A 17157-nucleotide genomic window follows, 5' to 3' on the forward strand; every position below is an offset into this window, starting at 1 on the left:
GGGTGAGGTGATCAAGACCGTGCCGGAGTCGAGGATCGTGGAGACCCTGATCGAGGAGGCCCTCAAGCTCGCCGAGGAGATGCAGGCCGAGGGCGGCCCGACAGGCACGCCCGCCGTGATCACGGCAGGCTGAGCAGAGACGTACCGCGCGGAGGCGTTCCGTCAGTCAGTGCGGCACCGAGTCGAGAGGTGGAGCAATGTCACTGCTGTCGTCCGTTCGGGGACCCGCCGACCTCAAGCAGCTGCCGGCCAACAGGCTGCCGGAGCTCGCCGAGGAGATCCGGGACTTCCTGATCGAGGCGGTCACCCGGACCGGCGGCCACCTCGGCCCCAACCTCGGGGTGGTCGAGCTGACCATCGCGCTGCACCGGGTCTTCGACTCGCCGCGCGACCGGATCCTCTGGGACACCGGCCACCAGACCTACGTGCACAAGCTGCTCACCGGACGTCAGGACTTCGGCCGGCTGCGCTCCCGGGGCGGCCTCTCCGGCTACCCGTCCCGGGCCGAGTCCGAGCACGACTTCATCGAGAACTCGCACGCCTCCACCGTGCTCGGCTACGCCGACGGGATCGCCAAGGCCCAGCAGATCCAGGGCAGCACCGACCGGCAGACCGTCGCGGTGATCGGCGACGGCGCGCTCACCGGCGGCCTCGCCTGGGAGGCGCTCAACAACATCGCCGAGGCCCAGGACCGGCCGCTGGTCATCGTGGTCAACGACAACGAGCGCTCCTACGCCAAGACCATCGGCGGCCTCGCCAACCACCTGGCCACGCTGCGCACCACCCAGGGCTACGAGCGCTTCCTGGCCTGGGGCAAGGAGGCGCTGCAGCGCACCCCGGTGGTCGGCCAGCCGATCTTCGAGGCGCTGCACGGCGCCAAGAAGGGGTTCAAGGACTCCTTCGCGCCGCAGGGCATGTTCGAGGACCTCGGCCTGAAGTACCTCGGCCCGATCGACGGCCACGACATCGCCGCCGTGGAGTCCGCGCTGCGCCGGGCCCGCGGCTTCGGCGGGCCGGTGATCGTGCACTGCCTCACCGTCAAGGGCCGGGGCTACCGGCCGGCCGAGCAGGACGAGGCGGACCGGTTCCACGCGGTCAACGCGATGGACCCGTACACCTGCCTGCCGATCTCGCCCTCCGGTGGCACCTCCTGGACCTCGGTCTTCGGCGCGGAGATCCTCGACCTCGGCGCCCGGCGCCCCGACCTGGTGGCGATCACCGCCGCGATGCTGCAGCCGGTCGGCCTGGCACCGTTCGCCAAGGCCTTCCCGGACCGGATCTTCGACGTCGGGATCGCCGAGCAGCACGCGGCCGTCTCGGCGGCCGGCCTGGCCACCGCCGGCCTGCACCCGGTGGTGGCGGTCTACGCGACCTTCCTCAACCGGGCCTTCGACCAGGTGCTGATGGACGTCGCGCTGCACAGGCTCGGCGTGACCTTCGTGCTGGACCGGGCCGGCGTCACCGGCAACGACGGTGCCTCGCACAACGGCCAGTGGGACCTCTCCCTCCTGCAGGTCGTGCCGGGCCTGCGGCTGGCCGCCCCGCGCGACGCCGAGCAGCTCCGTGTCCAGCTGCGCGAGGCGGTCGAGGTGAGCGACGCCCCGACCGTGGTCCGTTACCCCAAGGGCGAGATCGGTCCCGCCGTCCCCGCCGTCGACCGGATCGGCGGCGTGGACGTGCTGCTGCGCACCGAACTGCCCGCCCACCCCGGCCAGGACATCCTGCTGGTCTCGGTGGGCACCATGGCGCCCGCCTGCCTGGACGCCGCCGCGTTGCTCACCGCCGACGGCTTCGCCACCACCGTGGTGGACCCGCGCTGGGTCAAGCCGGTGGACCCGGAGCTGGTCCGGCTCGCGGCCGGCCACCGGCTGGTGGTCACCGTCGAGGACGGCGGCCGCACCGGTGGCGTCGGCAGCGCACTGGCCCAGGCGCTGCGCGACGCCGACGTCGACACCCCACTGCGCGACCTGGGCCTGCCGCAGGAGTTCCTGAGCCACGCCGCCCGCGGCGAGATCCTGGAGGAGGCCGGGCTGACCGGCACCGGCATCGCCGCCCAGACCGCCGCCTTCGCCAAGCGACTGTTGCCGATCCGAGGAGTGAACGAGCACCGTGCCAGCTGACCGACCGTCCCCCTCGCCCTCGGCCGGGGGGACCCCCAACGCCCTCGACCTGTCCGCCCTGCTCGCCGAGCGCGGCGCCGAGCGGTACGAGCTGCACAGCCGTCATCTCAACCCGCAGCTGCCGCGGATGCTGCACACCATCGGCTTCGACAGGACCTACCAGCGGGCCCAGGGGGCGTACTTCTACGACGACGAGGGCAACGAGTACCTCGACATGCTGGCCGGGTTCGGGATCTTCGCGCTCGGCCGGCACCACCCGGTGGTCCGCGACGCGCTCCGCCAGGTGATGGAGCTCGACCTGCCCGACCTCACCCGCTTCGACTGCCCACCGCTGCCCGGCCTGCTCGCCGAGCAGCTGCTGGCCGAGACCCCCGGGCTGGACCGGGTCTTCTTCGGCAACAGCGGCACCGAGGCGGTGGAGACCGCGCTGAAGTTCGCCCGGTACGCCACCGGCCGGGGCCGGGTGCTCTACTGCGAGCACGCCTTCCACGGCCTGACCACCGGCTCGCTCTCGGTCAACGGGGAGAGCGGTTTCCGCAAGGGCTTCGACCCGCTGCTGCCGGACACCGCGATCCCGCTGGGTGACCTCGCGGCGCTCGCCCGTGAGCTGCGCCGCGGCGACGTCGCCGCGCTGATCGTCGAGCCGATCCAGGGCAAGGGCGTGCACGCCGCCCCGCCCGGCTGGCTGCGCGCCGCGCAGGAGCTGCTGCACGAGCACAAGGCGCTGCTGATCTGCGACGAGGTGCAGACCGGGATCGGGCGGACCGGGGCGTTCTTCGCCTACCAGGACGAGGAGGGGGTGCAGCCGGATCTGGTCTGCGCGGCCAAGGCGCTCTCCGGCGGCTACGTGCCGATCGGCGCCACCCTGGGCAAGGGCTGGATCTTCGAGAAGGTCTACTCCTCGATGGACCGGGTGCTGGTGCACTCGGCGAGCTTCGGCTCCAACGCGCAGGCGATGGCGGCCGGGCTGGCCACCCTGCACGTGATGCGCGACGAACGGGTGGTGGAGAACGCCCGCCGGGTCGGCGACCTGTTCCGCTCCCGCCTGGCCGCGCTGACCGAGAAGTACGAGCTGCTGGCCGACGTGCGCGGGCGCGGGCTGATGATCGGCATCGAGTTCGGCCGGCCCAGGTCGCTCAAGCTGCGGACCGGCTGGACCGCGCTGCAGGCCGCCCGGAAGGGACTTTTCGCGCAGATGGTGGTGGTTCCGTTGCTGCAGAAGCACCGGATCCTCACCCAGGTCTCCGGGGACCACCTGGAGGTGATCAAGCTGATCCCGCCACTGATCATCACCGAACGCGAGGTGGACCGGTTCGTCGATGCCTTCAGCGAGGTGATGGACGACGCGCACCGGGGCAGCGGGCTGATGTGGGACTTCGGGCGGACCCTGGTCAAGCAGGCGGTGGCCGGCCGCTGAGCGGCCCGGCGGCGGTCAGAGCTCGACGCGGCGGCGCCGGATCACCACGTACAGGTCGATCGCGGCGAAGAGCGTCAGCACGGCGCAGGCGATGGCGAAGCCGACCAGGGTGCCGCGGCTCGGCACGCCGTTCGGCTGGGCCATCGCGGCGCCGACCGCGAAGGCGGCGGTCATCAGCGCGAAGACGGGGGTGAAGATCATCGAGAGCAGGAAGCGCAGCTTGAGGTCGCTGCGCGCGGTGGCCGGCTCCGTCCCGCTCCTCCACCGCTTGGGCGTGGTCGCGTACCGCATGCCGGCCCACCTCCGTCCGCCTCGTCGGACCGGACAGTTCCAGGCTACGACTGGCAGTAGGCTCATGGAGTGGATCGGCCCCGCCCAGGGGCGCGCGGCAGGGAGGACCGGCGTGAGCATCGCGGTGTGCACCATCTGCACCGGTACCGGACGGTTGGCCGGGCTGCAGTGCCGGACCTGCAAGGGGACCGGCACCACCGAGCGGGACGGCGGTGGCAACTGCTTCCTGTGCACCGGGACCGGCACCTACACCCGTTACCGGGTCTCCGCGGACGGCAGCAAGCAGGCCTACCGCGAGGAGCCGTGCCGCACCTGCGACGGGACGGGCTCGATCGCCGCGCACCCCGCGGACGTCTGAAGAGTTCACCGCGCCGCCCTGTCCGAGCAGGGGTCAGGACGCTACCGTGGTCGCACTCTTCGTGCTCGATGCGAGGTCGCCATGGTCGCCACCGTCACCTACTCCCGGTACTGCGCGCACTGCGGGACCCCGGTCTCCGAGGGCCCCGAGGGCGGCTATGTCTGCGGTGCCTGTTTCCACGTGGTCGAACCGCTCGGGGCGGACGAGGCGCGCAAGGCCCGGCGGGCCGAGCGGGCCGCCATGGTCGCCGAGGCGGCCCGGCTGCGGGCAGAGGGCCAGCAGTGACCGGGCCGCTCGTGATGGTGCCCAGCTTCGCGGGGTCGCTCAGGCGAGCAGGTCGAGCACGGCGCTGAGCGCGTCCGGCCGCTGGTCGGCCGGGCGGTGCTCGACCAGGTGGACCGGGCAGCCCAGGGCGGCGGCGCCGGCGTCCGCGACCCGGTCGTCACCGACCATCAGCACATCGGCCGGGGCCAGACCGAGTCGCTCGCAGGCCGCCCGGAAGATCGCCGGGGAGGGTTTCTGCGCGCCGTACTCGAAGGAGAGCAGGTAGGCGTCGACCAGGTGCTCGACGCCGTGGTGGCGGAAGACCGGACGCAGGTCCCAGCCGATGTTGCTGACCACCGCGACCGGGACGCCCCGGCGCCGCAGCTCCTCCAGGGTGCGGACGGTGTCGGGGTAGGGCCGCCAGGCGGCGGGCCGCATGTGCCGCTGGTAGAGCGGGTCGGCCAGCTCCGCGAACGGCAGCCCGGCCTCCCGGGCCAGCGCGGTGTAGGCGGCGCGGTGCTGCTCGGCGGTCAGGTCGCGCCGCTGCCAGAGGTCTTCCAGGTGGGCGGGCAGCTGCCGCGGGGAGGCGCCGCCGGGCAGCGCGCCGGCCGACTCCAGCCGCTCGGCACAGCGGAGGAGCTCCTCCTCCGACAGCTGGTGGCCGGTCTCGGCGAGGACCGCGCGCAGCCACCGCTCGGTGGACTCGACGCGGAAGAGGGTTCCTGAGAAATCGAACATGACGCCTTTGCTCATACCGGTGATCCTCGCCGCCGGGGCCGTGCCGGCGCCAGGGGCCCGGTCGTGTCCGGCTGGATCCACCCGGACGCGACCGTGCCCCCGGGTGGTGGCACGCGGGGGCACGGTGATCGGCGTGGACGAGATCCACTACGGCGTACGTACTAGTCGAGCGGACCGCCCGCGACGTAGATGACCTGGCCGGACACGAAACCGGCGGCCTCGCCGGCCAGGAAGGAGATGGTGTTGGCGATGTCCTCCGGCACGCCGACCCGCTGGACGGGGATCTGCGAGGCCGCCGCCTGCTTGAACGCCTCGAACTCCATGCCCACCCGGGCCGCCGTCGCGGCGGTCATGTCGGTGGCGATGAAGCCGGGGGCGACCGCGTTCGCCGTGATGCCGAACTTGCCCAGCTCGATGGCCAGGGTCTTGGTGAAGCCCTGCAGACCGGCCTTGGCGGCGGAGTAGTTGGCCTGGCCGCGGTTGCCCTGGGCCGAGGAGGAGGAGAGGTTGACGATCCGGCCGAAGCCCGCGTCCACCATGTGCTTCTGCACCGCACGGGTCATCAGGAAGGCACCCCGCAGGTGCACGTTCATGACGGTGTCCCAGTCGGCCACCGACATCTTGAACAGCAGGTTGTCGCGGAGCACCCCGGCGTTGTTCACCAGGACCACCGGGGCGCCGAGTTCGGCCGCGATCCGGTCCACGGCGGCCTGCACCTGGGCCTCGTCGGAGACGTCCGCGCCGACCGCGAGCGCCCGGCCGCCGGCCGCCACGATCCGGTCCACGGTGTCCTTGCCGGCCGACTCCTCCAGGTCGACCACCGCGACGGCGTAGCCGTCGGCGGCCAGGCGCTGGGCGGTCGCGGCGCCGATGCCGCGGGCGGCCCCGGTGACGATGGCGACCCGGGGGATGCTGCTCTGCTCGGTCATGGAATCCTCGTCTCGCTGAGTGTGAGCTGAGTGGGAGCTGAGTGGATGTCGGGTCCCGGCGGCCGTCCTCACGGAGCGTTAGGGCCGGGAGGACGGCGCCGGGAGCGCCGTCCGGCCACCCTACCGGCGAGTAAGGTAGGGGAGAAGGAGACCACCCGGGCGAGTGGCGGGCCCCTCGGCACGGGACGAAATACCACAAGTGCCCCGAACATCCGTCTACTATGCGCCCCTGCCTGCCACTCGCAGGAATGCGTTTGTATAGTGTGCGCCAGCAGCCGTCGGCTGCACGGCGGAGCTCCCCTCGATCCGGGTCGAAATCACTGCGGTCAATCTCGATCCGTCACCGGGGGAGGCCAGCACGCCGCTACTGCCCCGCCCGGGTGTCCCACAGCACGCCGGGTGTGACATCAGGACGGATTCATGGTGCTGGGGGAGATCCCGACGACCCGTGTACCCGGACGACTGCAGCAGTCGCCCGGGCACCTCATCCGCGTGGCCCAGCAGGTGCACACCCGGCTGTGGTCAGAGCACGTCGGAGCCGAGTTGACGGCTCCTCAGTTCGCGGTCCTGCTCGCGCTCGCCCTCGAACCCGGCGCTGACCAGCGCACGGTCGGGGAGCGGGCGTCGCTGGACAAGGCGACGATGGCCGAGATGGTCGCTCGGCTGGTACGGCGTGGCCTGGTGCTGCGCCGCCGCGATCCGGCGGACGGCCGGCGCAAACTGCTCGCGCTCTCGCAGAGCGGGGCCCAGGCGGTCCGGGAGGCCACCGGCGGGGTGGTCCGGGTGCAGCGCACGCTGTTCGAACCGCTCTCGCCCCAGGAGCAGCTCGAGCTCGTCCGGGTGCTGGCGCGGATAGCCAGACTGGAGCCCGCCGCGGTGGCCGCGCTCACCGACCTGCGGCCGCTGCTGGACGCCCAGCGGGCGGTGGGCTACCTGATCCGGGTCGGACAGCAGGTCCATACCAAGCTCTGGTCCGAGCACGTCGGCAGCGAGCTGACGGCACCCCAGTACGCGGTGCTGGACGCGCTGGAGACCGAGCCGGGGGCCGACCAGCGGACGGTCGGCGAGCTGGCCTCGCTGGACAAGGCGACCATGGCCGAGATGGTCAGTCGCCTGGTGCGGCGCGGTCTGGTGCTGCGCCGGCGGGACCCCTCGGACGGGCGGCGCAACCTGCTCTCGCTCTCGCCGACCGGCCAGGAGCTGCTGCACAGCGCGGCGGCCGGGGTGGCCGAGGTGGAGCGGCAGCTGCTCGCGCCGCTGGAGGAGAGCGAGCACGCCCAGGCCGTCGTCCTGCTGGCGAAGGCGGCCCGGCTCGCACCCGCGGCGTAACGATTCGCTCGCACGAGTGGCGTAACGATTCACCACTCGCGCACCTCGGCAACACACATCAGCCGGAGGGCCCAGTACCGTTGGGGCCCTCCGGCTGATGTGTGGAGCGTCGGTTTCAGACCGGGGTCAGTTCCAGTCGAAGGTCTGCGGGTCCGGGCCGAGTCGGACGCCGGTCGCCGCGCCGTCGATGACCGCGAGGTCGTCCGCGTCCAGCTCGAAGCCGGTGACGTCCAGGTTCTCCCGGATCCGGGACGGGGTCACCGACTTGGGGATCGCGATGACGCCGCTCTGCAGGTGCCAGCGGAGCACGACCTGGGCGACCGTGCGTCCGTACTTCTCGGCGACCTTGACCAGCGCCGGGTCGGTCAGCAGGTCGCGGCCCTGGCCCAGCGGGCTCCAGGCCTCGGTGGCGATGCCGTGCTCGGCGTGGAAGGCGCGCAGCTCGTGCTGCGGGAAGTGCGGGTGCAGCTCGACCTGGTTGAGCGCCGGCACCAGCGAGCTGGTCTCGAACAGCCGGTTCAGCTGCTCGGGGCCGAAGTTGGAGACGCCCACGGCCTTCACCCGCCCGTCGGCCAGCAGCTGCTCGAAGGCCTTCCAGACGTTGTCGTAGCTGCCGTGCATCGGCCGCGGCCAGTGGATCAGGTAGAGGTCGAGGTACTCCAGGCCGAGCTTGGCGAGGGACTCGTCGAAGGCGCGCAGCACCGCGTCCCGCCCGGCGGGGCCGGACCAGTCACGGGTGCCGCTGTTCCACAGCTTGGTGGTGATGAAGAGCTCCTCGCGGGCCACCTCGGCCTGCTGGAGTGCCCGACCGGTGCCGGTCTCGTTCTCGTAGATCGCGGCGGTGTCGATGCTGCGGTAGCCGGCCTCGATGGCCGTCCGCACGGCGGCGGTCGCCTCGGCGTCCGGGACCTGCCAGACGCCGAAGCCCAGCTGCGGGATCTGCACGCCGTTGTTCAGGGTGAGGTTGGGGATGGTGCTCACGCGAAGGAACGCCCTTCTCGATGTCGTCCAGTGGTACCGCTGGGGTCAACCGGCCGGCGGCCGACTCTGTTCCCGTTCGTGCGAATTTGTTCGGGCTTCAGCGGAAAAACCGGGGAGAATCGGTGGCGGGGCCGGGCGGAAGGGGTCGTGGGTGACCGGTTTCGAGCCGCTGATCCAGCTCAGCGGGGTCGAGAAGTCCTTCGGGGCGCTGCGGGTGCTCCGGGACATCGATCTGACGGTGGGCCGGGGCGAGGTCGTGGTGGTGATCGGCCCGTCCGGCTCGGGCAAGTCCACGCTCTGCCGGGTCATCAACCGGCTGGAGTCGATCGACCGCGGCAGCGTGACCATCGACGGCGAGCCGCTGCCGGAGAGCGGGCCGGAGCTGGCCCGGCTGCGGGCCGAGGTCGGGATGGTCTTCCAGTCCTTCAACCTGTTCTCCCACCTGACCGCGTTGCGCAACGTCTCGCTGGCGCAGCAGAGGGTGCGCGGCCGTGACCGGGAGACCGCCGAGGCCCGGTCCCGCGAGCTGCTGGCGCGGGTCGGCCTGCCCGACCGGGCGGACGCCTACCCGGCCCAGCTCTCCGGCGGTCAGCAACAGCGGGTGGCGATCGCCCGGGCGCTCGCGATGGACCCCAAGGCGCTGCTCTTCGACGAGCCCACCTCGGCCCTCGACCCGGAGATGGTCACCGAGGTGCTGGACGTGATGCGCGCGCTGGCCGCCGGGGGGATGACCATGCTGGTGGTCACCCACGAGATGGGTTTCGCCCGGTCGGCGGCCGACCGGGTGGTCTTCATGGCCGACGGCCGGATCATCGAGGACCGGCCGCCGGAGGAGTTCTTCCGCGACCCGCGGAGCGAGCGGGCCCGGGACTTCCTGGCCAAGGTCCTCAAGCACTGACCCGCTACGGCTGTGACAGGTGGGGTTGCTGGGCCGACAATGGGTGAACCCCAGGCAGTGTCCACTTTGCCAAACTTCTGCTTATGATTCTGTGATGTTCGACTCCCGGCACATCAGGACCTTCCACGAGGTGGTGGCCACCGGCTCGTACACCGCCGCCGCCCGGTCGCTCGGCTACACCCAGCCCGCCGTCACCCAGCAGATCCGGGCGCTGGAACGGGAGGCCGGGATCCAGCTGTTCACCCGGGACGGCCGGCGGATGCGGCTGACCGAGGCCGGCGAGACGCTGGCCCGGCACGCCGAGGTGATCCTCGGCAACCTGGGCGCCGCCCAGCGGCAGGTGCAGGCGATGGCCCGGTTGCGCGCCGGGCGGGTCCGGCTCTGCGCCTTCCCCAGCGCCAATGCCACGCTGGTTCCGGAGGCGATGGCCCGGCTGCTGGCCGACCACCCCGGGGTCCGGGTCGAGCTGCTGGAGGCCGAGCCGCCGGAGTCGCTGCAGCGGCTCCTGGCGGGGGAGTGCGACATCGCGCTCGCCTTCAGCTATCCGGGAATGCGGGCCGAGGTGCCGCCCGAGCTGGTGGAGATCCGGCTGATGGAGGACCTGCTGACGGTGCTGCTTCCGGTCGGGCACCCGCTGGCCCGCCGGCACGCGGTGCGGCTGAGCGAGCTGGAGCAGGCCCGGTGGATCGCCGGCTGCGCCCGCTGCCGGGCCAACTTCCTGCACGTCTGCGCGGACGAGGGCTTCGAACCGGACATCGTGTTCACCACCGACGACAACCTCGCGCTGCAGAGCCTGGTGGCGGCCGGGGTGGGCCTGGCGGTGGCACCCTCGCTGGTGCTCTCCTTCCTCAACCACCGCAAGGTGACCGGCCGGACACTGGAGCCGCACGTCCGCCGGCAGGTCTCGGCGTACGTGCTGCGCGAGCACCTGGCGCTGCCCGCGACCGGGCTGGTGCTGGACGGGCTGCGCTCGGCAGCGGCCACCCGGGTCGGCTGCTGAAGGTAGCCAGCCGAATACGGGGAGTGATTTCCCGAAGTCGGCACATAAGCAGGAGTTGGCGAACGCGAAGAATCCCTCGTTGGACCTGATGGGTGATGCGGTCGCAGGCTGGTGCTCATGACCCTGACCACAGCCATCACCCGCAGCCTGACGCCGGCCGATGCGCTCATCGCCGAGATCCGGGAGGTGGTCGCGCTCGGCCTGCCCCCCGAGCCGACCGCGCACCTGGTCGGGGAGCGGCTGCGACCGTACCTGGGCAACCCCGCGCTGCTCACCGAGGAGCAGTGCGAGGGCGACCCGGAGCGTTACCGGCAGCACGTGCTGCACGCCGAGGAGGACGGCAGCTTCTCGGTGGTCGCCCTGGTCTGGCTGCCCGGCCAGCGGACCTGCGTCCACGACCACGTCTCCTGGTGCGTCACCGGGGTGCACCGGGGCGAGGAGAGCGAGCGCCGGTTCCGGCTGGTCCCGGGCGGGCCGGTGGCCCGACTGGCGTTCACCGAGGACGTGGTCAACCCGCTCGGCTCGGTCTGCGGCTTCGCGCCGCCCGGCGACATCCACCGGGTGCGGAACTCGGGTGCCGGGAAGGCGATCTCGATCCACGTGTACGGCGCGGACGTGGCCCGGTTGGGCAGCAGCATCCGCCGGGTGTACCAGGTGCCGACCGACGAGCCGTCGTCGTGACGCTGACCAACGCCGCGCACGGCGGTGTCCAGCTGACGCCCGACGAGGCCACGGCCGCCGAGCCCGCCGCGCCGGCGCCGCCCGGGGCGTCCGGTGCGCTGCCCGGCCTGCTGATGGCGGTCGGCGGCGTGCTGCTGGCGCTGGCCGTCCACTGGGCGGTGCCGGCCGTGCCGATGCTGACCGCCTCGGTGGTGCTCGGGATCGCCGCGGCCCACCTGCCCGGGGCCCGCGCACTGGTCCGGACCCGGGCCAAGAAGGGCCTCGGGGTCGCGGCCAAGCGACTGATGCGGGCCGGCATCGTGCTGCTCGGGCTCAAGCTCAGCCTGACGGACGTGGCCGGACTCGGCTGGGCCACCGTGGCGATGGTGCTGACGGTGGTGGTGGCGACCTTCGCGGGCACCTACTGGCTCGGCCGGCGGCTCGGGCTGCCCGGCGATCAGCCGCTGCTGGTGGCCACCGGCTACTCGATCTGCGGCGCCTCGGCGATCGGCGCGGTGAGCGAGGTGACCGGCAGCGAGGAGGAGGACATCGCCACCTCGGTCGCGCTGGTGACCCTCTGCGGCACCCTGGCGATCGCCGTCCTCCCGCTGTTGCAGCACCCGCTCGGGCTGGACGGGCCGGAGTTCGGCCGCTGGGTCGGCGCGAGCGTGCACGACGTCGGGCAGGTGGTGGCCACCGCGCAGACCGCCGGGCCGGCCGCGCTGCGCGAGGCCGTGCTGGTCAAGCTGATGCGGGTGGTGCTGCTGGCACCGCTGGTCGCGGGCGTGGCGGTGGCCGTGCGGCGCGGCCGGCTCGGCGCGCGAGGCGCCGACGGTACCGGCGCGCAGGGCAAGCGGCCGCCGGTGCTGCCGCTCTTCGTGGCACTCTTCCTGGCGGCGATCCTGCTGCGCAGCACCGGACTGCTCGGGGCCGGCGCGTTGAACGCGGCCGACCAGGTGCAGCAACTGCTGCTGGCCGCAGCGCTGTTCGGGCTCGGCTCGGCGGTGAACCTGCCGGTGATGGCCCGCACCGGCGGCCGGGTGGCCGCGCTGGGGCTGGCCTCCTGGGTGGTGGTGGCCGGAGTGTCGTACGCCGGCGTGCTGCTCACCACCTGAGCACGGCGCGGGAGTTGTCGCGCGCCCGGGTGGTGTTGCTCGGACCGTCCTGACCAACCCGGCCGGCGCGGTGGGTGGTTCGGCGCCGGCGGGTCGGGCGGCCGGTGGCCGGTGTCCCGGCCGGCCCCGACGCCACGCGGCAACTCGGCGAGCCGGCCCGGGGCGGGCCCACCACGCCGGAGGAGCGTTCCATCAGCCCTGTTCGGACGGCTCCTCCGCGGCCAGCGGGCCGAGCACGGCGGCCAGGCCCGGCCCGGCCAGCAGCCCGGCCAGGTCGCGGACCAGCGCGCCGGTCGGGCCGTCCGGCCGCTCGTCGGCCAGGTAGCCGGCCAGCGCCAGGGCCAGCTCGGGCCGCCGGTCGCGCTCCCGGGCGGCGGTCAGCACCAGCGCGGCCACGAAGTCCTGCACCAGCCGCAGTTGCAGCTCCTCGCGCGGCTCGCGCTGGCCGTCGGCCAGCCACTCCAGCGAGCTGATCTCGGCGTTGGCGATCCAGGTCCGGACCGTCAGCCGCAGCCCGGGCGTCGGGTGTTCGAGCGCCAGATGGGCCAGGATCCGGTCGTGCGCGGCCCGCCGCACGTCGTCGATCACCGCGTCGGCGCCGGGGCTGGCGGCCACCGAACCGCCGCGCAGCAGGGCCGCGAAGCCGGGCCCGTGCTCGGCCACGAAGTCCAGGTAGCGGCCCATCACCCGGTACAGCCGGACCGAGAGCGGTCCGGTCGCCGGCTCCTCGAAGCGGCCGGCCAGCTCCTGCCCGGCCCGGCGCAGCGACTCCTCGTAGATCGCCTGCTTGCCCGCGAAGTAGTGGTACACCAGCGGCCGGGAGGCGCCCGCGGCCGCCGCGATGTCGTCGATCGACACCTCCTCCGGCGGGCGGGCGCTGAACAGCTCCAGGGCGACGGCGATCAGCTGCTCGCGCCGCTCGTCGACGCTCAGCCGGCGCCGCGGCGGGGTCCGGGGCGCCGCTGCGGGCGTACGGGAGGCCATGCCGGTCAGCCTATCCGCAGGATCCTTTCGAAAGTCTGACGTTCCCGGCCCGAGGCTGTCCGGTCCTCATCTTGACTGACCACAATGGATCCGTGAACGACAATGCACCGACCAGCGGGACGCCGGTCGGCCGACGTGTGGTGCTCGGCATGATCGGCCTCGGTGTGGCCGGAGTGGCCGCGGCGCCGGTCCTCTCCCGCGCCGTGAGTTCGGTGCTCACCGGGCTCTCCAAGGACGACCCGACCGGGCTGACCGGCCTGCTGCCGGACTCCGGCAGCTTCCAGTACTACTCGGTGACCGGGGCGGTCCAGACCAGGACGGCCGCGAACTACACCCTCACCGTGGACGGCCTGGTCGACCACCCGACCAGCTACACGCTGGCCGATCTGCAGGCGCTGCCACAGCACCGGATCGTGCACGACGTGCAGTGCGTGACCGGCTGGCGGGTGCCCGGCACGCCCTTCGAGGGGGTGAAACTGGCCGACCTGCTGGACGCCGCCGGGGTGCGCTCCGGCGCCACCGCGGTGAAGTTCAGCTGCTTCGACGGCGAGTACACCGAGAGCCTCACCCTGGACCAGGCCCGCCGGGACGACGTGCTGGTCGCGTTGAAGATGCAGGACAAGCCGGTCACCCACGACCACGGCGGGCCGGTGCGGCTCTACGTCGCCCCGATGTACTTCTACAAGTCGGCGAAGTGGCTGTCGGGCATCACCGTCACGCCCGACGTCGAACCCGGCTACTGGGAGCACTACGGCTATGACGTGGACGCCTGGGTCGGCAAGTCGAACGGGCGCGACGATGCCCCGACCAGCTGAGCCCGACGCCGTGGTGGGCCGGCTGCCGCGCTTCACCCGGGCCGAACGCTGGGTGCACCGGACCACCGCGACCCTGATGCTGGTCTGCGTCGTCACCGCCGCCTGCCTCTACCTCCCGCCGCTCGCCGAGCTGGTCGGGCGGCGCCGGCTGGTCACCGTCGTGCACGAGTGGGCCGGGGTGCTGCTGCCGGTGCCGCTGCTGCTCGGGCTCGGCTCCCGGGCGTTGCGGCGCGACCTGGGCCGGCTCAACCGCTTCGCGCCGTACGACCGGGAGTGGCTGAAGGCGGCCTTCTGGCGCTCGTACCGGCGCCGGGCGGGCAAGTTCAACGCCGGGCAGAAGCTCTGGGCGGCCTGGATCGCCGGCTCGGTGGTGGTGATGCTCGGGACCGGGCTGCTGATGTGGTTCACCCACCTGGCGCCGCTGGTCTGGCGGACCGGGGCGACCTTCGTGCACGAGTGGCTGGCGCTGGCGATCGGGGCGGTGGTGGCCGGGCACATCTACCTGGCGCTGCGCGACCCGCAGGCCCGTGAGGGCATGCGGACCGGCAGCGTGGACCCGCTCTGGGCGGCCCGTGAGCACCCCGAGTGGGACCCCTACGAGGACTCCGGCGCCGACGAGGAGGCCCGCAGCTCCAGGTAGCGCTGGTAGGCGGCGCGGCCGTCCGGGACGAACTCCCAGCGCGTCAGCCGGTCGGCGACCTCGTCCTCGGTGAGCCAGTCGTGCCAGTCGATCTCCTCGACCTGCGGGGTGACCGGGCCGGTCCACTCGGCCTGGTGGACGTCGCAGAACCAGGAGTGGTCGGCCGTCTCGAAGAGGAACCGGAAGAGCGGCTCGGGGCGGACCCCGGTCACCCCCAGCTCCTCCTCGGCCTCCCGGACGGCCGCCTCGCGGTAGCTCTCGCCGCTGCCGACCACGCCGCCGACGAAGACGTCGTACGCCCCCGGCGCGAAGCTCTTCCCGGCCGAGCGCCGGTGCACGAAGATCCGGCCCGCCGCGTCCCGGACCAGCACCATGACGCACCGGTGGGTCAGCCGGCGCCGGTAGACCTCGCCCCGGGAGGCCGTGCCGACGACCCGGTCCTGGTGATCGACCACGTCCAGCAGTTCGTCCAGAGGATTGCTCATGGCGATCAGACTAAGAGCTTGCGCAGATAGGCGGGTGGGGCACTCGGGCAGTGAGGTGAGCACAGGTCTCCGTGATCATGGAGTTGCGACGCTCTGTGATCACTGGGGAGACCTGTGGGGCGATCGCCGACACCACCTGCTCGGCGACTACTATCCGCAACCGCCGCGACGAGTGGATCTGCCTCGGCGTCTTCCTGCGGCTCAAGCAGATTGCGCGGGAGTCCTACGACCGGATCGTCGGGCTGGAGCTTGACCGGATCGCCGTCGACGGCTCGATCACCAAGGCCCCCGGCGGCGGCGAGGTCGCTGGACGCTCACCGGTCGACCGCGGCAAGCAGGGGCTCAAGCGCTCGGGCATGACGGATGGTTACGGAATTCCGCTCGGCAGGGTCCTCGCCGGAGCGAACCGCCACGACTCCCCGCTGCTCGCCGCGACTCTGGACCTGCTGGAGGATCTGGGACCGCTGCCAGACGACATCACCGTGCACCTGGATGCCGGCTACGACTCGGACAAGACCCGAACCGAACCGGCCGCCCGCAACCTGCACGGCCGCATCGCGCACAAGGGTGAGAGGGCGCCGACTACGCGCAGACTGTTCCCGCTGGTCAGCAACCCTGTTGTGGTTCAGCCGACGCGGGTGTCGAAGGTCTGGCGGTTGGCGAGCACATCGTCCATGTGCACCTCGGCCCAGGCCTTGAGGCCCCGCATCATCTCGTACAGCGACAGGCCCAGATCGGTCAGCTCGTAGGAGACCGTGACCGGCACGGTCGGCACTGCGGTGCGGGACACCAGGCCGTCGCGCTCCAGGGAGCGCAGCGTCTGGGTGAGCATCTTCTGGCTGACGCCGGCCAGCAGGCGCTGCAGCTGCGAGTAGCGCATCACCCGGGGCTGGCCGGCGCAGTCGGCGCCGGGCTCATGCGCGCTGTCGCTGCCGAGCGCGGCCAGGATCAGTGTGACCCACTTGTCGGAGATCCGGTCGAGCAGCTTGCGGCTGGGACAGGCCGCCACGAAGGCGTCGTACTCCACCTTGGCCTGTGCCCTTTGCTGGGCCGCCGTCATCGTCGCCATGGACCGTTCCTCTCGCCTGTGGGTGCCTAACGAACTCGGAAGTGCCTACTTCCCGATATGAAGCTACACACCAATAGTGGTGCAAGGAGCCAATCAGGCACCAGCCCCTGGCTCGACAAGAAAGTAGGGCACACCATGAGCACTCCCTGCGCCTCGCTGCCCGGCGGCACCTGGCCGCTGGGCGACCTGACCGTCACCCGGTTCGGCTACGGCGCCATGCAGCTGGCCGGCCCCTGGGTCATGGGCCCGCCCGCCGACCGCGACGGCGCACTCGCCGTCCTGAGCGAGGCCGTCAGCCTTGGCATCACCCACATCGACACCGCCGACGCCTACGGGCCGCACATCACCAACCAGCTGATCCGCGAAGCCCTGCACCCGTACTCCGACGCGCTGCACATCGTGACCAAGGTCGGGGCGATCCGCGACCAGGAGGGCGGCTGGCCCCCGGCGCGCGAGCCCGACGAACTGCGCAGGGCGGTCACCGGGAACCTGGAGAACCTCGGCCTCGACACGCTGGATGTGGTCAACCTCCGGCTCGGCGACGCCCAGGGCCCCGTGACCGGTTCGCTCGCCGAGGCGTTCGAAACACTCGTCGAACTCCAGCAGCAGGGACTGATCCGGCATCTCGGCGTGAGCAACGCGACGGCGGCACAGGTCGCAGAGGCACGCTCGATCGCGCCGATCGTGTGCGTGCAGAACATGTACAACCTCGCCCACCGCCAAGACGACGAGCTGATCGACGAGCTCGCCGAGCAGGGCATCGCCTATGTGCCCTTCTTCTCCCTCGGCGGCTTCAGCCCGCTGCAGTCCTCCGCGCTCACGGCCGTGGCCACCCGGCTGGACGCGACGCCGATGTCGGTCGCCCTCGCCTGGCTGTTGCAGCGGTCGCCGAACATCCTGCTGATCCCCGGCACCTCGTCGGTGGCACACCTGCGAGAGAACGTCGCAGGCGCGGAACTCCAGCTCTCCGACGACGATCTCGCCGAGCTGGACAAGATCGGCCGCTAACCCCACGGCAGGCGGCAGTGCCGCGAATTGGTCCCACAACGGGTCGGTCAGCCATG

The 17157-nt window shown here is 72.1% G+C and carries 19 protein-coding genes and 2 pseudogenes; 14 read left to right on the top strand and 7 right to left on the bottom strand.

The features are described from left to right. The 3 genes and pseudogenes from ACIGXM_RS35720 to ACIGXM_RS35730 all read left to right on the top strand — a co-directional run. Nucleotides 1–133, top strand: a pseudogene (locus ACIGXM_RS35720) (4-hydroxy-3-methylbut-2-en-1-yl diphosphate synthase); the annotation flags it as partial. A gap of 64 nt (nucleotides 134–197) precedes the next feature. Then, nucleotides 198–2120, top strand: a complete 1923-nt coding sequence (gene dxs / locus ACIGXM_RS35725) for a 1-deoxy-D-xylulose-5-phosphate synthase (RefSeq protein WP_396568285.1) — start codon at nucleotides 198–200, stop codon at nucleotides 2118–2120. Then, nucleotides 2110–3537 carry an aspartate aminotransferase family protein gene (locus ACIGXM_RS35730; protein WP_396568286.1) on the top strand — a complete coding sequence of 476 codons (1428 nt, stop codon included), beginning with the start codon at nucleotides 2110–2112 and terminating at the stop codon, nucleotides 3535–3537. The genes dxs and ACIGXM_RS35730 overlap by 11 nt, the downstream gene beginning before the upstream one ends. 15 nt (nucleotides 3538–3552) lie before the next feature. Here ACIGXM_RS35730 and ACIGXM_RS35735 read toward each other — a convergent pair whose 3' ends face one another. After that, nucleotides 3553–3828, bottom strand: coding sequence for a DUF6343 family protein (locus tag ACIGXM_RS35735; RefSeq protein WP_396568287.1), 276 nt, complete (start codon nucleotides 3826–3828; stop codon nucleotides 3553–3555). 112 nt (nucleotides 3829–3940) lie between these two features. Here ACIGXM_RS35735 and ACIGXM_RS35740 point away from each other — a divergent pair, with 112 nt between their 5' ends. Together ACIGXM_RS35740 and ACIGXM_RS35745 are read left to right on the top strand one after the other, a co-directional pair. Then, complete coding sequence (locus tag ACIGXM_RS35740; protein ID WP_396568288.1) at nucleotides 3941–4186, top strand: hypothetical protein; 246 nt, start codon at nucleotides 3941–3943, stop codon at nucleotides 4184–4186. Between the two features lie 81 nt (nucleotides 4187–4267). Then, on the top strand, nucleotides 4268–4471 hold the full coding sequence (locus tag ACIGXM_RS35745) for a hypothetical protein (protein ID WP_396568289.1): 204 nt from the start codon (nucleotides 4268–4270) through the stop codon (nucleotides 4469–4471). Between the two features lie 39 nt (nucleotides 4472–4510). Here the strand turns inward: ACIGXM_RS35745 and ACIGXM_RS35750 are convergent, their stop codons facing one another. Continuing rightward, nucleotides 4511–5188 carry an HAD family hydrolase gene (locus ACIGXM_RS35750; RefSeq protein ID WP_396568290.1) on the bottom strand — a complete coding sequence of 226 codons (678 nt, stop codon included), beginning with the start codon at nucleotides 5186–5188 and terminating at the stop codon, nucleotides 4511–4513. Nucleotides 5189–5349: 161 nt separating this feature from the next. Then, complete coding sequence (fabG, locus tag ACIGXM_RS35755) at nucleotides 5350–6117, bottom strand: 3-oxoacyl-ACP reductase FabG (RefSeq protein WP_396568291.1); 768 nt, start codon at nucleotides 6115–6117, stop codon at nucleotides 5350–5352. A 420-nt stretch (nucleotides 6118–6537) separates the two neighbouring features. Here fabG and ACIGXM_RS35760 point away from each other — a divergent pair, with 420 nt between their 5' ends. Further along, nucleotides 6538–7446 carry a MarR family winged helix-turn-helix transcriptional regulator gene (locus ACIGXM_RS35760; RefSeq protein WP_396568292.1) on the top strand — a complete coding sequence of 303 codons (909 nt, stop codon included), beginning with the start codon at nucleotides 6538–6540 and terminating at the stop codon, nucleotides 7444–7446. Nucleotides 7447–7572: 126 nt separating this feature from the next. Here ACIGXM_RS35760 and ACIGXM_RS35765 read toward each other — a convergent pair whose 3' ends face one another. Continuing rightward, nucleotides 7573–8427 carry an aldo/keto reductase gene (locus ACIGXM_RS35765; RefSeq protein WP_396568293.1) on the bottom strand — a complete coding sequence of 285 codons (855 nt, stop codon included), beginning with the start codon at nucleotides 8425–8427 and terminating at the stop codon, nucleotides 7573–7575. A 151-nt stretch (nucleotides 8428–8578) separates the two neighbouring features. On the opposite strand from ACIGXM_RS35765, the gene ACIGXM_RS35770 reads away from it, so the two are divergent. The 4 genes from ACIGXM_RS35770 (at nucleotide 8579) to ACIGXM_RS35785 (ending at nucleotide 12100) form a co-directional block, all read left to right on the top strand. Then, entirely contained in the window at nucleotides 8579–9325 is a 747-nt protein-coding gene (locus tag ACIGXM_RS35770; RefSeq protein WP_396568294.1) for an amino acid ABC transporter ATP-binding protein, read from the top strand. 94 nt (nucleotides 9326–9419) lie between these two features. After that, nucleotides 9420–10325, top strand: a complete 906-nt coding sequence (locus tag ACIGXM_RS35775) for a LysR family transcriptional regulator (RefSeq protein ID WP_396568295.1) — start codon at nucleotides 9420–9422, stop codon at nucleotides 10323–10325. 117 nt (nucleotides 10326–10442) lie between these two features. Then, a complete protein-coding gene (locus ACIGXM_RS35780; protein ID WP_396568296.1) occupies nucleotides 10443–11006 on the top strand; it encodes a cysteine dioxygenase in 564 nt (187 codons plus the stop codon). After that, nucleotides 11003–12100 carry a YeiH family protein gene (locus tag ACIGXM_RS35785; protein ID WP_396568297.1) on the top strand — a complete coding sequence of 366 codons (1098 nt, stop codon included), beginning with the start codon at nucleotides 11003–11005 and terminating at the stop codon, nucleotides 12098–12100. Before ACIGXM_RS35780 ends, ACIGXM_RS35785 begins: the two co-directional genes overlap by 4 nt. A gap of 192 nt (nucleotides 12101–12292) precedes the next feature. On the opposite strand, the gene ACIGXM_RS35790 is transcribed toward ACIGXM_RS35785, so the two are convergent. After that, on the bottom strand, nucleotides 12293–13084 hold the full coding sequence (locus tag ACIGXM_RS35790) for a TetR/AcrR family transcriptional regulator (protein ID WP_396568298.1): 792 nt from the start codon (nucleotides 13082–13084) through the stop codon (nucleotides 12293–12295). Nucleotides 13085–13233: 149 nt separating this feature from the next. On the opposite strand from ACIGXM_RS35790, the gene ACIGXM_RS35795 reads away from it, so the two are divergent. Both ACIGXM_RS35795 and ACIGXM_RS35800 read left to right on the top strand, forming a co-directional pair. After that, nucleotides 13234–13899 carry a molybdopterin-dependent oxidoreductase gene (locus ACIGXM_RS35795; protein ID WP_396568313.1) on the top strand — a complete coding sequence of 222 codons (666 nt, stop codon included), beginning with the start codon at nucleotides 13234–13236 and terminating at the stop codon, nucleotides 13897–13899. Then, nucleotides 13883–14539 carry a cytochrome b/b6 domain-containing protein gene (locus tag ACIGXM_RS35800; protein WP_396568299.1) on the top strand — a complete coding sequence of 219 codons (657 nt, stop codon included), beginning with the start codon at nucleotides 13883–13885 and terminating at the stop codon, nucleotides 14537–14539. The genes ACIGXM_RS35795 and ACIGXM_RS35800 overlap by 17 nt, the downstream gene beginning before the upstream one ends. Here the strand turns inward: ACIGXM_RS35800 and ACIGXM_RS35805 are convergent. Then, nucleotides 14494–15024: an NUDIX hydrolase gene (locus tag ACIGXM_RS35805; RefSeq protein WP_396568300.1), complete on the bottom strand. Its 531-nt coding sequence runs from the start codon at nucleotides 15022–15024 to the stop codon at nucleotides 14494–14496. The two genes, ACIGXM_RS35800 and ACIGXM_RS35805, sit on opposite strands and share 46 nt — an antisense overlap. An 80-nt stretch (nucleotides 15025–15104) precedes the next feature. On the opposite strand from ACIGXM_RS35805, the pseudogene ACIGXM_RS35810 reads away from it, so the two are divergent. Continuing rightward, a pseudogene (locus ACIGXM_RS35810) lies at nucleotides 15105–15596 on the top strand (transposase); the annotation flags it as partial. A gap of 53 nt (nucleotides 15597–15649) precedes the next feature. Here ACIGXM_RS35810 and ACIGXM_RS35815 read toward each other — a convergent pair. Then, a complete protein-coding gene (locus ACIGXM_RS35815) occupies nucleotides 15650–16093 on the bottom strand; it encodes a winged helix-turn-helix transcriptional regulator (RefSeq protein ID WP_396568301.1) in 444 nt (147 codons plus the stop codon). Between the two features lie 135 nt (nucleotides 16094–16228). Between ACIGXM_RS35815 and ACIGXM_RS35820 the strand changes: the two genes are divergently transcribed. Further along, entirely contained in the window at nucleotides 16229–17101 is an 873-nt protein-coding gene (locus tag ACIGXM_RS35820) for an aldo/keto reductase family oxidoreductase (RefSeq protein ID WP_396568302.1), read from the top strand. Nucleotides 17102–17157: the final 56 nt, after the last annotated feature.

This window comes from Kitasatospora sp. NPDC052896 (assembly GCF_044547075.1).
Taxonomy (GTDB): Bacteria; Actinomycetota; Actinomycetes; order Streptomycetales; family Streptomycetaceae; genus Kitasatospora.

Coding starts and splice junctions, on each gene's coding strand:
- ACIGXM_RS35790 (WP_396568298.1), bottom strand. CDS start 13,084: ATGGCCTCCCGTACGCCCGCAGCGGCGCCCCGGACCCCGCCGCGGCGC.
- ACIGXM_RS35805 (WP_396568300.1), bottom strand. CDS start 15,024: ATGAGCAATCCTCTGGACGAACTGCTGGACGTGGTCGATCACCAGGAC.
- ACIGXM_RS35820 (WP_396568302.1), top strand. CDS start 16,229: ATGAGCACTCCCTGCGCCTCGCTGCCCGGCGGCACCTGGCCGCTGGGC.
- ACIGXM_RS35775 (WP_396568295.1), top strand. CDS start 9,420: ATGTTCGACTCCCGGCACATCAGGACCTTCCACGAGGTGGTGGCCACC.
- dxs (WP_396568285.1), top strand. CDS start 198: ATGTCACTGCTGTCGTCCGTTCGGGGACCCGCCGACCTCAAGCAGCTG.
- fabG (WP_396568291.1), bottom strand. CDS start 6,117: ATGACCGAGCAGAGCAGCATCCCCCGGGTCGCCATCGTCACCGGGGCC.
- ACIGXM_RS35750 (WP_396568290.1), bottom strand. CDS start 5,188: ATGTTCGATTTCTCAGGAACCCTCTTCCGCGTCGAGTCCACCGAGCGG.
- ACIGXM_RS35800 (WP_396568299.1), top strand. CDS start 13,883: ATGCCCCGACCAGCTGAGCCCGACGCCGTGGTGGGCCGGCTGCCGCGC.
- ACIGXM_RS35780 (WP_396568296.1), top strand. CDS start 10,443: ATGACCCTGACCACAGCCATCACCCGCAGCCTGACGCCGGCCGATGCG.
- ACIGXM_RS35795 (WP_396568313.1), top strand. CDS start 13,234: ATGATCGGCCTCGGTGTGGCCGGAGTGGCCGCGGCGCCGGTCCTCTCC.
- ACIGXM_RS35745 (WP_396568289.1), top strand. CDS start 4,268: ATGGTCGCCACCGTCACCTACTCCCGGTACTGCGCGCACTGCGGGACC.
- ACIGXM_RS35735 (WP_396568287.1), bottom strand. CDS start 3,828: ATGCGGTACGCGACCACGCCCAAGCGGTGGAGGAGCGGGACGGAGCCG.
- ACIGXM_RS35815 (WP_396568301.1), bottom strand. CDS start 16,093: ATGGCGACGATGACGGCGGCCCAGCAAAGGGCACAGGCCAAGGTGGAG.
- ACIGXM_RS35760 (WP_396568292.1), top strand. CDS start 6,538: ATGGTGCTGGGGGAGATCCCGACGACCCGTGTACCCGGACGACTGCAG.